Origin of the sequence: Mucilaginibacter sp., from assembly GCF_036383575.1 — a bacterium.
Lineage (GTDB): Bacteria > Bacteroidota > Bacteroidia > Sphingobacteriales > Sphingobacteriaceae > Mucilaginibacter.
In genome coordinates this window covers 1-17,900 of record NZ_DASVOB010000259.1, presented here as the reverse complement: position 1 = coordinate 17,900, position 17,900 = coordinate 1, and the positions used below count along the sequence as shown (strand labels likewise).

The 17,900-nt window shown below is 41.6% G+C and carries 10 protein-coding genes; 7 read left to right on the top strand and 3 right to left on the bottom strand.

Annotated features, from left to right (window positions below; genetic code table 11):
- The 3 genes from VF500_RS09290 to VF500_RS09280 all read right to left on the bottom strand — a co-directional run.
- A partial coding sequence (locus VF500_RS09290) for an NAD(P)H-dependent oxidoreductase (RefSeq protein ID WP_330859412.1) occupies positions 1–352 on the bottom strand: 352 nt, incomplete at its 3' end.
- 94 nt (positions 353–446) lie between these two features.
- The gene (locus VF500_RS09285) at positions 447–1,793 is read right to left on the bottom strand and encodes a HAMP domain-containing sensor histidine kinase (RefSeq protein WP_330859411.1); all 1,347 of its coding nucleotides are present in this window, start codon (positions 1,791–1,793) and stop codon (positions 447–449) included.
- Complete coding sequence (locus VF500_RS09280) at positions 1,783–3,141, bottom strand: sigma-54 dependent transcriptional regulator (RefSeq protein WP_330859410.1); 1,359 nt, start codon at positions 3,139–3,141, stop codon at positions 1,783–1,785. Before VF500_RS09280 ends, VF500_RS09285 begins: the two co-directional genes overlap by 11 nt.
- A gap of 480 nt (positions 3,142–3,621) precedes the next feature.
- Between VF500_RS09280 and VF500_RS09275 the strand changes: the two genes are divergently transcribed.
- The 7 genes from VF500_RS09275 to VF500_RS09245 all read left to right on the top strand — a co-directional run.
- Positions 3,622–4,878, top strand: a complete 1,257-nt coding sequence (locus tag VF500_RS09275) for an efflux RND transporter periplasmic adaptor subunit (protein WP_330859409.1) — start codon at positions 3,622–3,624, stop codon at positions 4,876–4,878.
- 129 nt (positions 4,879–5,007) lie between these two features.
- Complete coding sequence (locus tag VF500_RS09270) at positions 5,008–5,685, top strand: ABC transporter ATP-binding protein (RefSeq protein WP_121225834.1); 678 nt, start codon at positions 5,008–5,010, stop codon at positions 5,683–5,685.
- Positions 5,686–5,880: 195 nt separating this feature from the next.
- The gene (locus tag VF500_RS09265; protein WP_330859408.1) at positions 5,881–8,250 is read left to right on the top strand and encodes an ABC transporter permease; all 2,370 of its coding nucleotides are present in this window, start codon (positions 5,881–5,883) and stop codon (positions 8,248–8,250) included.
- Between the two features lie 61 nt (positions 8,251–8,311).
- Complete coding sequence (locus VF500_RS09260; protein WP_330859407.1) at positions 8,312–10,705, top strand: ABC transporter permease; 2,394 nt, start codon at positions 8,312–8,314, stop codon at positions 10,703–10,705.
- Positions 10,706–10,754: 49 nt separating this feature from the next.
- The gene (locus VF500_RS09255; protein WP_330859406.1) at positions 10,755–13,121 is read left to right on the top strand and encodes an ABC transporter permease; all 2,367 of its coding nucleotides are present in this window, start codon (positions 10,755–10,757) and stop codon (positions 13,119–13,121) included.
- Between the two features lie 137 nt (positions 13,122–13,258).
- The gene (locus VF500_RS09250; protein WP_330859405.1) at positions 13,259–15,643 is read left to right on the top strand and encodes an ABC transporter permease; all 2,385 of its coding nucleotides are present in this window, start codon (positions 13,259–13,261) and stop codon (positions 15,641–15,643) included.
- Positions 15,644–15,701: 58 nt separating this feature from the next.
- Positions 15,702–17,900: ABC transporter permease (locus tag VF500_RS09245; RefSeq protein ID WP_330859404.1), on the top strand; the 2,199-nt coding region annotated here is incomplete at its 3' end.

The window sequence follows — 17,900 nt, the reverse complement described above, 5'->3', positions numbered from 1 at the left end:
TTCCGACTGAGGATGCAGTAATTAAAGTCACCGGCTTATCAACCAGCGAACTGCTCGAAACCATCCAATCCAACATGTTTTTAAGCTGACCGGGAACCCCGAAGGCATATTCAGGAGTGCAGATCACGATACCTGCAGCATTCTTCATAAAGCTTCGTAATTCTGAAACAGCTTCCGGAGGGTGCTCATGATCAAGTCCGGGATCGAAGGGTGGAATATCTGCTAATCTATCATAGATAAAATAATTGATATCAGCCGGAGTTAATCCGCTTAAAAACCTCAAAATATGATGATTGGATGAGCCTGATCTTAAACTGCCGGAAACGGCGAGAATGTTGCCTTTATAGTCCATTAAATAGATATTGCTGAACCAAACTTACGAAGTTTTAAAAACTTCGTAAGTTTTCCGAATGTCATATAAAGGCGCTAAGGAGGCAGGGGGCGAATTATACGAAAGACAGTATAAACGCCGAGCCTTTACCCTCGGTTGATTGTACCTGGATATTGCCTTTGTGCAGCAGCATGATCTGTTTACACAGGCTTAAGCCAATGCCGCTTCCTGTTTTACGGGTACTAAAGAAAGGTATAAAGATCTTATCGAGCAGTTCGGGCGGCATGCCTAATCCGTTATCGATAACTTTAACAAAAGTTTTGCCGCCCTGAATCTCGGCTGTGAGTGTGATACGGGGTTCTTCGCGGTCTTTCACGGCTTCAATAGCGTTAACCAATAGGTTGATCATCACCTGTTCAATGAGGTTGATATCGGCTTCAATAGAAAGCGTAGGATCGCGGAGGATGATCTCCAGTTCGATCTTCTTTTTCTCCAGCGTAGGGGTCATCAAACTGTTCAGGTTCTCAAATATGTTACGCACCATGATCTTGTTCAGATCAAGTTTGGTGATCTTGTTGAGGCTCCGGTAGCTTTCGGTAAATTTGAGTAAACCTTCGCTGCGGCGTTTGATAGTATCGATACCAAGTTCGATATCTTCCAGATCGCTGTGAGGGAGATTTTCAGCAATATCGGGGCTTTGCAAGCGGTTTTTGAGCGTATCAGCCAGTGAGGATATTGGCGCTACGGAGTTCATGATCTCGTGCGTCATTACGTTCAGCAGCTTTGACCATGCCTTTGATTCCGTTTCGTCCAAGGCCTCATTCACGTTTTGAAATGCGATGAGTTTGTATAATTTATCATCGCTGCGCATCAGGCTGGCATTTACCAGGATCTTAACCTGTTGCTGGTTACGTGTAACAGTAATGATCTTGCTGTCGCCGGGCTTAAGTTTAACAAGCTCTGCATATAACATTGGTTCGCGTTTTTCAAGCGAATGGATTGTTTTCAAGTAAGGTACTCCTATGATACTTTTAAAGGCCTCATTGATCCAGCCGGTTTCTCCGGTTTCTTCTTCATATGATAAAATACCGGTATCAACCAGTTCGAGGATCTTTTGCAGGTAATGGTATTGTGTTTCGCGTTCGCGGCTTATTAGTTTAAATGTGGTATTGATATCGTTAAAACCTTTACGCAGGGGCTTAAGCTCGTTCGGTGCTTTGCGTACATCAAAATGACGGGAAAAATCACGGTAATGGATCGATTCAACAAACTGGTTTACTTCATCCTGCGCTTTTTTCTGAAAACGGATCATATCAACTACCGAATAGGCAACCAGCGGCAATAGGATCACGAGATACAAAAGCTGACCAAGACTTACGATAACAAAAGCCGTAACGATAAGTACAAGCAGCAATAAAAATACACGCAGCAACAGCCGCCATTCGTAACGGTTAAATATCATATTTGCTTAATCTTCGGTATAAGGCGGTGCGGGTAAGGCCAAGTTCTTTGGCTGCACGGGTAATGTTGCCGTTGTGCTTTTCAATAACCCGCAGTATCGCGTTTTTCTCCAGAGCACTTAATGGTATATTGTCAGCATCAGCCACGTTTTCCGTAGATGTTTCCAGTATTGAAAAGATCAGGTCGTCGGGCCTCAATGTACTATCATCGGCCATAATTACGGCACGTTCAATGGTATATTGTAGTTCGCGCACATTGCCGGGGAAGTTGTACGATTTGAGCTTGTTGATAGCAGCGGCATCAAAATCCATGGATGGTTTGAGGTATTTGCTTGCGTACAGCTTTGCAAAATGGCGGGCTAAGATCACAATGTCCTCATTACGGCGTCGCAGCGGCGGCATATTGATCTCGACAGTATTGATACGGTAGATCAAATCTTTACGGAACTTATTTTCATTAGCCAGCTCGCTTAACGCTACGTTTGTAGCGCAGATCAGCCTGATGTCTACATCAACAGCTTTATTGGTACCCAAACGGGTTACCTGGCGGTTTTGTAAAATTGTAAGCAGCTTAGCTTGTTGTTGCAGGCTAATATTGCCAATTTCATCTAAAAATAAAGTGCCGCCTTGCGCCTCTTCAAAACGGCCCATACGGTCTTCACGGGCATCGGTAAAGGCCCCTTTTTTATGACCGAAAAGTTCGCTTTCAAATAAGGTATCTGTTAATGCGCCAACGTCTACCTTTATAAAAGGCTTATCGGCCCGTAACGAACGTTCGTGAATAGCTTTCGCCATAAGGTCTTTACCTGTGCCGTTTTCTCCCAGTATCAGGATATTGGCGTCGGTAGGGGCTATTTTGTTCACTTTGTAAAAAATATCCTGCATCACATCGGATTCGCCGAGTATGGAGGTGTCACCCGCAGTGCTTTTAACCGGCGTTTTTGTGGTTTTTGCTCCGCCTTCTTTTTTATCAAGCAGATCCTTTATCGTATTTATCAGCTTTTCGTTATGCCATGGCTTTACCACAAAGTCATTAGCACCTTCTTTAAGCGAACGCACGGCAAGGTCAATATCGCCATAAGCCGTTATCATGATCACACAAACATCGGGCTTCCATTCCTTTACCTTGCGCAACCAATATAGTCCTTCATTACCCGTATTAATGGCACTGTTAAAGTTCATATCAAGCAAAATCAGGTCAATCTCATTGCGTTGCAGCAGCCAGTTCAGGTTTTCAGGGTTCTTTTCGGTGATGATTTCCCGGGCTTCTGGTTTTAGCAAAAGTTTAACCGCAGTAAGTACGTCCGGATCGTCATCAACAATTAAAACGGTAGCTTTTTTAAGTATCATTTATTTTTAGTTAATAGTTCATAGATGATTGTTCATGGCCCTCAAAATGACAGCGCATAATTAATTGAGGATGTCAATTTAACAAAAGTTATAAATTTAAGGTAAATTGTTTCCCTTTATCGAAACTACCGAAATAAACTTTCGGTACGCTTGTCATAAACCATGACCGATACGGTATTAACCAACAACTATGAACAATAAATCAAAGACTCACTAATAGTATTATCTGTTACAATTTTTATGCTAAATACCTGCTTTTTGTATCGTATTTTATATAAAAGCTTCACAATGAAGTGCTAACTTGTATTTGCCCGCAACAGGCTGTTGAAACGTGAAAATATACTGTATCAATACCGTACACCTGATGTAACAGAAGCGTACGCTTTAATACTGTATTTTGTGTTTAATTGATTGAAAAACAGTATTTTAATTTGTGGCATATCTTTTTGTTATAACATTTCAAAATATTATAAAAATACAGTGGACAGAAAAATTGAGAAAAAGACCTGGAACAGCAAGAAGATACTTACCATTGCAGGTATTACAGGCGTTATTTTACTAATTGGAGGCAGTATTTATCTTACATCGGGTAAAAGTAAGCTTGATGTTGATACTGAACGCTTAACTATAAGTACTATTACAAAAGGCCCTTTCCAGGAATTTATACCGGTTAACGGCGTGGTTATGCCACTAACTACCATATATCTTGATGCATCAGAAGGTGGTGTTGTTGAAGAGAAATTTGTTGAGGACGGCGCCAGCCTTAAAAAAGGCGACCCGATCCTGAGAATGTCAAATACCGATCTGGAACTTACATTGGCTAACCAGGAAACTGCTGTTTATGCTGAGCAAACCCAAATGCAGATCTCTCGTAATAATGCCCAGCAAAACACCATCAGCAAGCTAAACACCATGGCCGATGTGGAGAATGCTTTTAAAGAGGCCGAAAGGATCTACAAGCTGGACAAACACCTTTATGATCAAAAAGCTATCGGCTTACAGGAATATCAATCGGCAAAAAATACCTATGATTACCAGGTAAATCGTTATAAATTAGCCAAACAGATCTTATCGCAGGATACTTCACTTGTGAAACAGCAGGCTTCGCAATCACAGGAGCAATATGCCCACATGAAAACTACGCTTGAACTGATGCGTAAAAAAGTAGCAGGCTTAGTATTAAGGGCCCCAACTGATGGCCAGCTAACCTCGATGGATGCTGAAGTAGGGCAAAACAAAAATAAAGGCGAACACTTAGGTCAGATCGACGTACAATCGGGTTTTAAAGTAAGGGTTGATATCGATGAGCATTACCTGTCGCGCATTTACACCGGCTTAAAAGGCGATTTTCAGTTTGCCGAGCAAACATATAATTTAGTTATTAAAAAGGTATATACCCAGGTTAAAACAACAGGTAGTTTCCAGGTTGATATGCAGTTTGTTGGTAAGGTACCTGCAGGGATCCGTAAAGGACAAACGCTACAGGTTAGATTAGCGCTGAGTGATCAGATGCAGGCTGTATTAGTACCTAAAGGTGGTTTCTTCCAGCAAACAGGTGGTAACTGGATCTTTAAGGTAAGTGAAGATGGTACCAAAGCTTATAAGGTAAACATCCAGCTTGGACGCCAGAGCCCTGATTACTATGTGGTGACAGACGGCCTAAACCCGGGTGATAAGGTTATTACCTCGAGTTATGAAACCTATGGTGATATCCAGGAACTTGTACTGAAAAAATAACGTAATCCCGTTGCAACGCCGGGCACTGTTTAAGCGTCATTATAATATAAACTGAGCTAATTAATAAATTTAAATAAACAAAAAATCAAATCAAACCGCCGTAAGGCGGGATGAATAACGGAGGCACCAATGATAAAAATTTCGAGTCTTGAGAAATTCTACCGTACCGAAGAGGTAGAAACCATCGCGTTAAACAAGCTGTCGATGGAAGTAGCTACAGGCGAGTTTGTGGCCATTATGGGCCCATCAGGCTGTGGTAAATCAACTTTGCTTAACATTTTAGGCATGCTTGATGATCCGGATGCGGGCAGCTACGTTTTTAACGAAATTGAAGTGGCGCATTTTAATGAGCGTAAGCGCGCCGATCTGCGCAAGCACAACATCGGCTTTGTCTTCCAAAGCTTTAACCTGATTGACGAGCTTACCGTATTTGAAAACGTTGAGCTGCCATTGATCTACACAGGTGTTGCCGCTACAGAGCGCGTTAAAAGGGTAGAAGAGGTGTTAGACAAAATGCAGATCATGCACCGTCGTAACCACTATCCGCAGCAGTTATCTGGTGGTCAGCAACAACGTGTGGCTATTGCCCGTGCGGTAGTTAACAAGCCAAAACTGATCCTTGCGGATGAGCCTACTGGTAACCTGGACAGCAGCAACGGTAATGATGTAATGGAGCTGCTTACCGATTTGAACGAACAGGGAACCACCATCATCATGGTTACGCACTCTGAACATGATGCCCGTTACAGCCATCGTATTATACGTCTGCTTGATGGACAAACCGTTATGGAAAATATCATGGTGTAGTTTTTTGAGTTAATAGTTGATGGTTTATAGTTCATGGTAAGAAAGGACTTTTGACTTAAAACTTTCGACTCCGGACTTGGACCTCCGCCCCCCGAAATCAGTTTATAGATAAGTTAATAATTGCCTCTGCTGCCCTTCCCCGTACATTGCGGAGAAGGGCATTTGGAGTGTTTTTGTTATTAAACCGCTATTCCTATGTTTAAAAATTACCTGAAAGCCGCCTGGCGAAACTTAATTAACACCAAGTTTTACAGCGCTTTAAACATTGTTGGCCTTACCATTGGTTTGGCCGTTGGCATGCTTATTTTAATTTGGGTGCAGGACGAGCTGAGTTATGATCGTTTTCATACTAAAGCCGACCAGATCTACAAGGTTAACGCCTCTATCGGCACCGGCGCAAGCAAACAGGTTTGGGGTGGTGTGCCTCCGCCGGTTGCAGCTTTTGGTTTAAAAGAGGTGCCGGGCATAGTTAGTGCCGTGAGATTGGTAACAAGCTACAACTATTCTGTTTTTAGGTATAAAGACAAATTATTAAAAGAGGAATTTGGCAAGTTACAATTTGTTGACGATGCTTTTTTTACGCTTTTTGATTATAAGCTGTTAAAGGGAAATATTAGGGCGCCTTTCCCAAATGATCAATCGGTTATTATAACAGAGAGTACCGCCAAAAAATACTTTGGTAAAGAAGACCCGATTGGTAAAACCATAATGGGCGATAGTAAAGACCCGTACACAGTTTCGGGCATATTAGCCGATTTTCCTGCTAACTCAAGCGTGAATAGCGATATGCTATTCTCTATGAATTTAAAACGGAAGCAATATGATGGCAAAGGCATGTGGAAAACAATGGATGGTGATTGGGGGGATTACTATACAACAACATTTTTGCAGATAAGGCCCGATGCTTCTACAAAAGCTATTGCCGATAAGCTTACTGAAATCCACATGAAAAACCAGCCGGGTATAAAACCTACCGACGGGGTTTTTCAATTACAAGCTTTAAAAGACATTCATTTGTATAACCCCGATGGTACGTCGGCCGGGATACAGATTGTAAAAATATTTTCGATCGTTGCGGTGCTGATCCTGCTAATCGCCTGCATCAATTATATTAACCTATCAACAGCGCGTTCCATACTCCGGTCAAAGGAAGTGAGCGTACGCAAGATCATCGGCGCCGAAAGAAGCCAGCTTTTTATGCAGTTTATCATCGAAACTGTGTTGTGTTTTACGGTTGCCCTCGGGCTGGCCTTTACGCTTATTTATGCTATTATGCCTGTATACAACAATATATCAGGCAAGCAAATGCATTTCGACCTGTTTAATGCCAATGTGTGGCAGGTTATAGCCTCAACCATTATTGCAACACTCGTTGCATCAAGTATATACCCGGCCCTGCTGCTTTCGTCTTTCAAGCCTGTTAATGCGCTTAAAGGAAAGATATCAGGTGCAGGAAATGTAACTTTCAGAAAAATACTGGTGGTGTGCCAGTTTGCTTTTTCTGTTGGGTTAATTATTGGCACACTTATTATTAATAAGCAGCTTCAATATATTCATTCAATACAGCTGGGTTACGATAAGGAGCATGTTTTCGCGCTTCCGTTACGCGCAATGCAGGATCATTACGAGGCTATTAAAGCCGATTTATTAAGCCATACAGAAATAAAGGGGGTAAGTACAGGAAATAGCAGTGTACTAAGCAGCAACGGCAGCACCAGTGATACCGACTGGGACGGCAAAGCTGCCGATGTAAGTTTGTTGATCAATCCTTTTGATATTGATAAGGATTTCATCGGCATGTTTAAATTGAAATTTGCCGCAGGTACCGGCTTTACCGGCGAGAAATCAGATACTGCACATTACATTCTCAACGAAACAGCCTTAAAACTTACCGGAATTAAAGACCCCATTGGCAAGCGTTTTAAACTACATGATCTTAACGGAACCATTATCGGTGTAGTTAAGGATTTTCATTTCGCCTCATTAAAAGAAGCAATCGCGCCCGCTATATTTTCATACAGGCCAAGCTCATGGCAGGTGTATATCAAAACAACCGGCAAAGATGCCCCGGCGGCCATCAAACTGGTTGGAAAATACTGGAAGCAATACAATTCTGATTTTCCTTATGAGTATACTTTTTTGGATGATGCTTACAATGATATGTATAAATCCGAGCAGCACACCAGTACGCTGTTCAATATATTCGCAGGCATAGCAATATTTATTTCATGCCTTGGCCTTTTGGGTTTGGCAACTTATACAGCGCAAATCAAAGTTAAGGAAATAGGTATCCGAAAGGTGCTGGGCGCCAGTGTCGGTGATATTACCACCATGCTATCGCGCGATTTTCTGGTGTTAGTATTACTCGCCATTGTAATAGCATCGCCTATAGCCTGGTATGCCATGAATGAATGGTTGATGGATTATGCATACCGCGCCGAAATTCACTGGTGGCTTATAGCTGTTGCAGGTGGGGTACCCGTTGTTGTTGCCTTTGTTACCATCAGTTTCCAGGCTGTGAAAGCGGCTTTGGCTAATCCGGTTAAAAGTTTAAGATCAGAATAAATATTGATAGAGATATAGCAACAACAGGAGGAAGTTTATACCAATTAATCTGTAACCCAGGATGCTTAAAATTTATTTTAAAACGGCTTATCGAAATTTACTCAAAAACAAAGCCTACGCTTTTGTAAACATTTTGGGTCTTGCTGTTGGCATCGCAGCCTGTGTGCTCATAGGCTTGTTTGTTAATAATGAAAGAAGCTTTGATAACTTTGTACCAAATGCGGATAAGGTTTATCGCCTTAATGAATATATGCATTACGATGGTACGGCTCCTTCAACAGCCGCAATTGTTGGGCCGCCGGTTGCACCGTTTCTGAAGGCTAATAATAATGAAATAGATAGCTATACCCGTGTTTTTCCTGCAATACCGCTTGTTTATCCATCGGTAACTATGGAGTACCAGGGTAAAAAGATAAAAGCGGATAAGCTGGCTTGTACCGATACCTCCTTTGCCAGCATGTTTAACCCGGTTATTATTGAGGGCGAAAGAAATAAGTTTACCCGCGATCAAAATACTATTGTACTTACCGCCAGTCTCGCGCGTAAGCTTTTTGGCAATAGCCCTGCATTGAATAAAACCATTCAATTACGCACCGCTGATACCACCGTAATGAGTTTTACTGTAAGCAATGTAATTGCCGATATGCCTAAAAACTCCCATTTGCAGATCGAGGCAATGGTGCCCTTCCCTAAAGAGTTTTTAAATAGTTTTTTGGGTACAAATTATAATGTTTTAATGGGGGCAACGTACTTGAGAATATCCAATAACAAAAATATAAGCTTACTTGAAAGCAGGGTGACAAAAATTATCCATGCCAAGAGCAAATTTATTGATTTTACCTTACAACCTTTAAACCGTATCCATACCGGCTCTATTAATATCAGCTATGATGAGCTCAACTATAAAAAGATAGATGGTAAGTACCTGAATATATTTATAGTAATAGCTATTGCTGTTTTTTTAATTGCCTGTGTAAATTTTGTTAATCTTACTACAGCCATTGCGGGCTATCGTGGTAAAGAAGTGGCCGTTAAAAAAATTGTGGGCGCAAGGCATTTTCATGTAGTTTTCCAGGTGTTTATCGAAACCTTCTTTTCGGTACTACTATCGCTGATATCAGCGCTGTTGCTTATTACTATCTTTTTGCCACTGTTAAATAAACTACTTGACAGAGAGCTTACTTCAGAAAGTATTTATCACGGTGTGATGGTTGTTGTTTTTGCAGGTATACTGATAGGAACTACATTACTGGCTGGTATTTATCCGGCCTGGTTCATCTCAAGAGCTAACACCGGTGAAGCTTTAAAAACAAAGGTGTTATTGGGTGGTTCAAAATCATCGTTACGTAATGTCCTGGTTACCGGTCAGTTTGCCATAGCCGTTATATTCATGATTAGTTTAATGGTGATACTTAAGCAGCTAAAATATATGCAGCAGCGCGATCTTGGCTATTCTTATAGTCAGGTCATAAAATTGCCAATGGATTTGCAGCTGGCAAAAAAAATGCCGGTACTTAAAGCAGAAATTGCTAAAGTAAAAGGGGTTAAAGATATCACCAATGGTTTTATGGAAATGGGCGGCAATGGCTCATTATTTGGTATCGACTTTATTGCACCAAACGGCGAAGCCAAAAAGATCACTGTAAACATGGAGAATGCTGGTATTAATTATATCAGTTTTTTCGACATGAAAATGATAGCCGGCCGGACCTTTAGTAAGGGTCAGCAGAATGAATATATTATCAATCAAACCCTGGCCAAACAAATAGGGTATGCTGATCCTGTTGGTAAGCCTATCAACATAACATCGTTGCCTCCCGGCAGGATTATTGGCGTTGTAAAAGATTTTAATTACAGTAGTTTACACAAAACCATTGAGCCGCTTATTATTGGCAGTATGGATTATATACCCTATTGGCAAACCAATTTATATGTTAAGGTTTCGGGTACTGATGTTAGCCAAACATTAAGAGAGATACAGAAGACATTTAATGGTATAAGTGGCGACAATAAGTTTGATTATCAGTTTATTGATGATCATTTTAATGAAGTATATCATTCTGAAAGACAGGCTGGAAGCATGATTGCCATCATTGGCGGTCTGGCCATGCTTATTTCGTGCCTTGGTTTGTTGAGCCTCGCTGCTTTTGTTGTATTGAGGCGCAAAAAAGAGATCGGGATCCGTAAAGTGCTTGGTGCTTCGGTTACCAATATCACCGCTTTGTTATCAAAAGAGTTTTTAATACTGGTATTCATTGCCTTTGTAATCGCATCCCCGGTAGCTTATTATTTTATGAATAAGTGGCTACAAGGTTTTGCCTACAGGATAAACATACAATGGTGGGTTATTGCAGGAGCAGGTGGAGCGGCGATAGTGATTGCTTTTATAACAATCAGTTTTCAATCAATTAAAGCGGCGCTTGCTAATCCGGTTAAAAGTTTAAGAAGTGAGTGATTAGAGGTTAGGCCGGTTGTGCCAGTATTCAGGATTTAAATAAATCGTTATGTTGAAAAGTTATGTAGTTATTGCTTTCAGGAATATCCGTCGTAACTTGAGTTACGCCTTCCTGAATATCTTTGGGCTTACGCTGGGAGTGGCGGCTTGCCTGGTGATTTTTTTGATCGTACGAAATGAACTTGGCTATGATGGTTACAATAGTAAGGCCGACCGTACCTACCGCGTAACTCTTCACGCGCTTGATTTTAACTCCAATGTATCCATGGCCGTAATACCTGCCATGAGGGTTGATTTTCCGGAACTGGAACAAACCACACAGGTTTTTTACCAGGGCGATGCCATGATCAAGATAGGAGAGAGCCGCTATAACGAACATAATGTTGCCTTTGGCGATAACCAGATAGACAAAGTTTTTGACTACCAATGGCTGGCCGGCGATCCTAATACAGCCCTTCGGGAGCCAAACAGTGTTGTACTTACCGAAAGTATCGCCAAAAAGTATTTCGGCAAGGTTGATGCCATGGGGCAAACGATCAATTTTGAAAACCAGCTGAATGCAAAAGTAACTGGCATCATTAAAGATCAGCCTGCCAATACAAGTCTGCCGTTTTCATTCTTGATCTCATTAAACAGTATCGAGAAAAATTTAAAAGGGGCCATGGGCAACTTTTGGGCTATAATGGGCGGCAGTTATGCTTACATTGTGTTACCCAAAAACTATTCTATAGATCAGCTGAACAAAAAGATGCCCGCTTTTATCAAAAAGAACTGGGGGGCCGATATTGCTAAAGCGGCTGTTTTACCATTTCAACCGTTAAAAGACATTCACTTTGATCAGCGTTATATCAATAACATCATTACGCCAACTTCAAAGGATACCTACTATGCCTTAATTGGTGTAGCCTTACTTATCATCATTACTGCTTGTATCAATTTTATCAATCTTGCCACTGCCCAGGCTATCAAGCGTGCAAAAGAAGTAGGGATGCGTAAGGTGCTGGGTGCAAGCCGTTCGCAACTTATTAAACAGTTCTTGGGCGAAACCACTGTCCTTGTTTTATTTTCCGTGTTGTTAGGTGTTGGTGTATGCGCGTTTTTCCTGTCGGAAGCAGGGGCCTGGATGTCTATCAACATAGATGCTTCGCAATTATTGCAGCCAACCGTGATTGGCTGGATAACCACTATTACTTTAGCTGTGATCCTGCTGGCAGGTTTATATCCATCGTTTGTACAATCGTCTTTTCAACCTGTAGACAGTTTTAAAAATAAAAGCGCAGGAGGCAGCGGAAAACTTACCTTACGTAAAGGGTTGGTGATAGGACAATTTGCCATATCCCAGATCATGATCGTTGGTACGCTGATCGTAGCCCGCCAAATGGACTTTTTCAAAAATCAGGACCTTGGTTTTGATAAGGAAGCCGTGGTATCTGTAGGCTTGCCCGATATGAAAAAACGGGATGTATTCAACCAGCAAATGGCCGGCTACCCAGGGATTAAAGAGATCAGTTTTTCATCAGGTGCCCCTGGCTTTAACAGCAACTTTACCAGTTTTTCTTCAGTGGAACTGGGCGTCCCCAAGGATGATGTTACCGAGTATAAAGCGATAGACGAAAAATTTACAGATATGTTTGGACTGCAAATGCTGGCCGGGCAAAAGATCTGGAAAAAGAACGAAAAAGATACCATACCAAAAGTAGTCATCAACGAAACCATGATGCAAAAACTGGGTATTCAGAACCCACAATTAGCTCTAAACAAGCATGTAACTTTAAATGGCGATCAAAAAGCAACAATAGTAGGTGTGGTTAAGGATTTCCAAAGCGAATCAAAACATAAAAAGCGCCGCTCATGTGTACTGGAATATAACCCGAACAGATTTTTCATGGCGAGTATAAAAATACAGCCTGCAAACATGAGTCAAACTATTAGCTATATCAATAAAAAATGGTCGGCTCTTTATCCCGACAATGTTTTCCAGTTTCAGTTTGTTGATGAGCACATCGCCAATTTTTACAAGCAGGAGCAAAAGGTATACGTGGCATTTCAGCTTTTCTCTTACATCGCCATATTTATAGGTTGTTTGGGCTTGTATGGTTTGATCGCCTTCGCGGCATCGCAACGCACCAAAGAAGTCGGTATTCGTAAGGTATTGGGCGCGCCGGTATCAAGTATTGTGGCCTTGTTTACCAAGGAGTTTATTTACCTGATAGCGATAGCCTTTGTAATAGCCGCCCCGCTGGGTTATTATGTAATGCATAACTGGCTGCAAAACTTTGCATACCATATTAACATCGGCCCGGGGATATTCATTATTGCAATAGCATCGTCGTTTATTATAGCCGCGGTTACCATATCGTACCAGGCCATAAAAGCGGCCACGATAAACCCGGTTAAGAGTTTGCGGGACGAATAGGATAGTCATTAATTCATTGGCTTCGCGTCATTAAGTCATTAATTGAAATGTGTTTTAAATGATTTAATGGTGCCAGGAATATACAGCTGACCAATGATTTAATGAAACGAAGTAAAATGACTTAATGAAACAAAGAAATGATAAGGAACTACATTAAAATAGCATTCAGAAGTCTTTGGCGACACAAGGGGTTCTCGCTCATTAATATTATTGGCCTGGCTATAGGTTTAACGGCCTGTTTCCTTATCTACATCAATATAAAATTTGAACTGAGCTACGATACCTTTAATGAAAAGTTTGATCAGATCTATCGTGTCGCAGTTGATGTAAGACATCCTAATGCTCCCGTTATTACAACACCGGCTGCGTTTGTGCAGATGGGGCCGTCCCTACAACAGGACTATCCGGAAGTAGAGGCAAATGTCAGGGTGCTTGGCGCGAGGTTTTTAGTACAATATGGTAATTCTAAGTTCCAGGAGGATGACATAATATACACCGATCCTTCTTTATTTAATGTGTTTACTTTACCCGTTATAAAAGGCGATGTTAAAAAAGGGTTTGAGGCACCTTTTAAGGTTGTAATGACACAAACAATGGCCCGGAAATATTTTGGCAATGCCGATCCCGTCGGAAGATCCATAACTCTTGATAGTAAATATCCGGCATTAGTTACTGCTGTGATAAAGGATGTGCCGGCAAACTCCCATTTTAAATTTGATATGGCAGTTTCTTGTGCAACTTTTGAAAAACTCAATCCAGATGTATCGCAAAACTGGGCCAGTATTCATGGGTTTACCTATATCGTATTGCCAAAAGGATATAATTTTCATAAACTGGAAAGTCAGCTGCCGGCATTTGCAAGCAGGCATTATACCCAGGCTGATAAAAAAGAGGGTGTAAATTATGGCTATCACTTTGTGCCTTTAAAAGATATTTACATGGATACAATAAGAGGCGGACCGCAGGTAGGCGATCTGCACAACATCCATATTTTTTCGGCCATTGCGGTATTTATATTGTTGATAGCATGTATTAATTTTATAAACTTAACAACGGCAAGAGCTACCGAGCGTGCAAAAGAAGTAGGGGTTCGCAAGGTCATAGGGGCGGCAAGAAAGCAATTGATTATCCAGTTTTTAAGTGAATCAGTTGTTTTGTGTTTAATAGCTTTTTTATTGGCCGTTATATTCAGCAATTCGTTATTGCCGATTTACAATCAGCTATCAGGTAAAGTTACAAATACAACTATTTTCACGCATAACTATGTGTTTCATCTGTTTATAGTATCATGCTGTATTGGTATAGGTGCAGGTTTATATCCCGCTTTCGTGCTTTCTGGTTTTAAGCCTGTAACCACCTTAAGAGGGAAGTTCAGCAAATCAGGTAGCATATTATTGCGCAGAACGCTGGTAGTGGCTCAGTTCACTATATCCATAGTTCTTATTGTTGGCACCATCGTTGTTTATACCCAATTAAATTATATGCGCAGCCAGCCGCTCGGTTTTCAAAAAGATCAAATGCTTGCCATTAATTTTTCATCAGATCCAGCTGTGCAGCATCGTGTTGAGTTGATAAAGAACGAGTTGAAAAAAATTCCAAATGTAGCTTCAGTAACGGCTTCAAGGAGTTTACCTGGTTTTGGTAATGGGAATAGCGATTCGGAGATCGAGAACAAAGCTGGTGTTATGCAGCAAATACTTATTGATGCATACTATGTCGATTACGATTTTATCCCGCAGTTTGAAATGAAACTGGCCGCTGGGCGTATATTTTCAAAGTCGTTTGGTACCGATACTTCAAAGGCTTTTATAATTAATGAAGCGGCCGCTAAAAGCCTTGGTTATAACAGCCCTTCTGAAGCGGTAGGACGTAAGCTTTTGCAATGGGGGCGAACCGGAAAGATTATCGGAGTTTTGAAAGATTTTCATTTTCAATCATTACAGGAGCCTGTAAGACCTTTGAGTATTAGCGTTGATCCGGATTTTAACAGGATGCTTACGCTTAAAATAACTGCAAAAAATATTCCTGCAACTATAGCTGCTATTCAAAGCAAGTGGAAAACCCTTGTGCCCGAACGGCAATTTAATTACGCGTTTGTTGATGAAACTTTTAACGCGCAATATGCAGCTCAGGTCAATTTTGGTAACCTGTTCATGTATTTTGCTGTATTAGCTATACTTATTTCATGTATGGGCTTATTCGGTTTAGCATCATACAGCACCATACAACGTACCCGCGAAATAGGTATCCGCAAAGTATTCGGTGCTTCTGTAACAGGTATTGTTAATATGCTGTCTGCCGAGTTTTTGAAACTGGTGGTCCTATCAGCATTGATAGCTTTTCCGTTAGCATGGTTTGTGATGAATAAATGGCTGCAAGATTTCGCGTATCGCATAGCGATAACCTGGTGGATTTTTGCATTTGCCGGAGCCATGGCGATTGTAATAGCCTTTGCTACTGTGGCCTTCCAGGCTATGAAGGCAGCACTGGCAAATCCGGTGAAGAGTTTGCGGGCTGAATAGCAGCTTACAGAGATTAGCTGTAAGTACCAATGAACAATTGAACCAATGAACTAATATCATGATAAAGAACTACATTAAAATTGCATTCAGGAACCTTTGGAGGCACAAGGGCTTTTCGCTGATCAATATTATTGGATTGGCCATCGGGATGACTGCTGCCTTCCTGATTTTTATGTACGTAAAGTTTGAGCTGAGTTATGACAATTTTAACGAAAAGTCTGATCAGATCCACCGGGTGGTGTCTGATATCAAAACACCTACCGAAACTTTAAACTGGTCATCGTCGATAGCGCCGATCGGACCTGCTTTGCAGCAGGATTACCCGGAGATAAAGGCTAATACCCGCATTTTTGGCGCGGGATTCCTGATACAGCGTGGCGATTCAAAATTCCAGGAAAATAACGCGTTGTTTGCTGAACCGTCGTTATTTAAAATGTTCAGCTTCCCGGTCATTAAGGGGGATGTAGATAAAGCTTTTTCTCTGCCTAACACCGTTATACTAACTGAAAAGGCGGCAAAAAAATATTTCGGCAGCGAAAACCCAATAGGCCAGTCGCTCATCCTCGACGGAAAAAATCCGGCAAGTGTTGTGGCTGTGGTAAAAGATGTTCCGTCCAACTCGCATTTCAAGTTCGATATGTTGGTATCAATCGCCACTATAGCGAAACAAAGTAAAGACCGCCTGAACCAGTGGGGCAACTTCGGTAATTTTACCTATATCCTGCTGCCCAAAGGGTATGATGCCAACAAATTGCAATCGCGTATGAAAGCTTTTGTGAACAGGCACTATACCGCGGCCGACAAAAAGCAGGGGATGGATTATTCCTTCTTTTTAGAGCCGTTGAAAGATGTTTACATGGTATCAAAACGTGGCGCGCCCGAGTCTGGTAACCTGTACAATGTTCGGATCTTCTCTATTATAGCTGTATTCATTTTACTGATAGCCTGTATTAACTTTATTAATCTTACTACAGCGAGGGCAACCGAAAGGGCTAAAGAAGTTGGGATCCGTAAGGTAATTGGGGCCATGAAGCAGCAGCTTACCATCCAGTTCCTAAGCGAATCGGTAATCCTCTGTCTGATCTCCTTCCTGTTTTCGGCATTGTTTAGTTTCTTACTGTTATCGTTATTTAATCAGTTAGCCGGCAAAGTGATCAGCGATAGCATTTTTCACAATGGATACCTGTTCCAGCTGTTTTTGATCGCCTGCGTTATCGGCCTATGTGCTGGTTTATATCCAGCCCTCGTGCTGTCAAACTTTAAGCCTGTTACCATCTTGAAAGGAAGGTTTAGCAAATCAACCAAAGGAATTTTACTGCGCAAAGGTTTGGTGGTTACACAGTTTACTATATCCATAGTACTTATCATCGGTACTATAGTGGTTTATAACCAGTTGAGTTTTATGCGTAACCAGTCGCTTGGGTTCCAGAAAAACCAAATGCTTACCATCGATTTTAGCGGAGATTCGGCCATACAAAGCAGGCAGGACATTATTAAAAATGAGTTAAAGAAAATCCCAAATGTTTTAGGTGCTACAGCATCCGGCGCTATTCCCGGGTTTGGCAATAGTGTGGCTTACTCCGAAATTCAGAACCAGGCCGGTGCTATGCAGCAGATGAACATGAATATGTACGATATTGATTATGATTTCATCCCGCAGTTTGAGATGAAATTAGCTGCTGGTCGTATATTTTCAAAATCCTTTGGTACTGATACCACCCAGGCTATTGTTATCAATGAAGCCACGGCCAAAAGCCTCGGCTACCGTAACCCTGCAGACGCAGTTGGCAGAAACTATTCGCAATGGGGACGTACCGGTAAGATCATTGGGGTATTGAAAGATTTTCACTTTCAATCATTACAGGAAACGGTTAAGCCACTAAACATGCGCATCAACCTGCGCGGTACAGGTGCCTTTACGCTAAAAATTGAGGCTAAGAACGTGCCCGCAACCATATCGGCTATCCAAAGCAGGTGGAAAGCCTTAGCGCCTGAAAGACCTTTCAATTATGTGTTTGTCGATGAAACCTTTAATAAGCAGTACGCCTCCGAAGTAACATTCGGCAACTTGTTCGTGAATTTCGCGGTGCTGGCTATATTTATTTCATGTTTGGGCCTGCTTGGTTTGGCATCCTATAGCACCATACAGCGCACCCGCGAGATCGGGATCCGCAAGGTATTGGGCGCATCGGTATCGGGAATTGTCAACATGCTATCTCAGGAGATTTTGATATTGGTGCTCATTTCATCACTGATA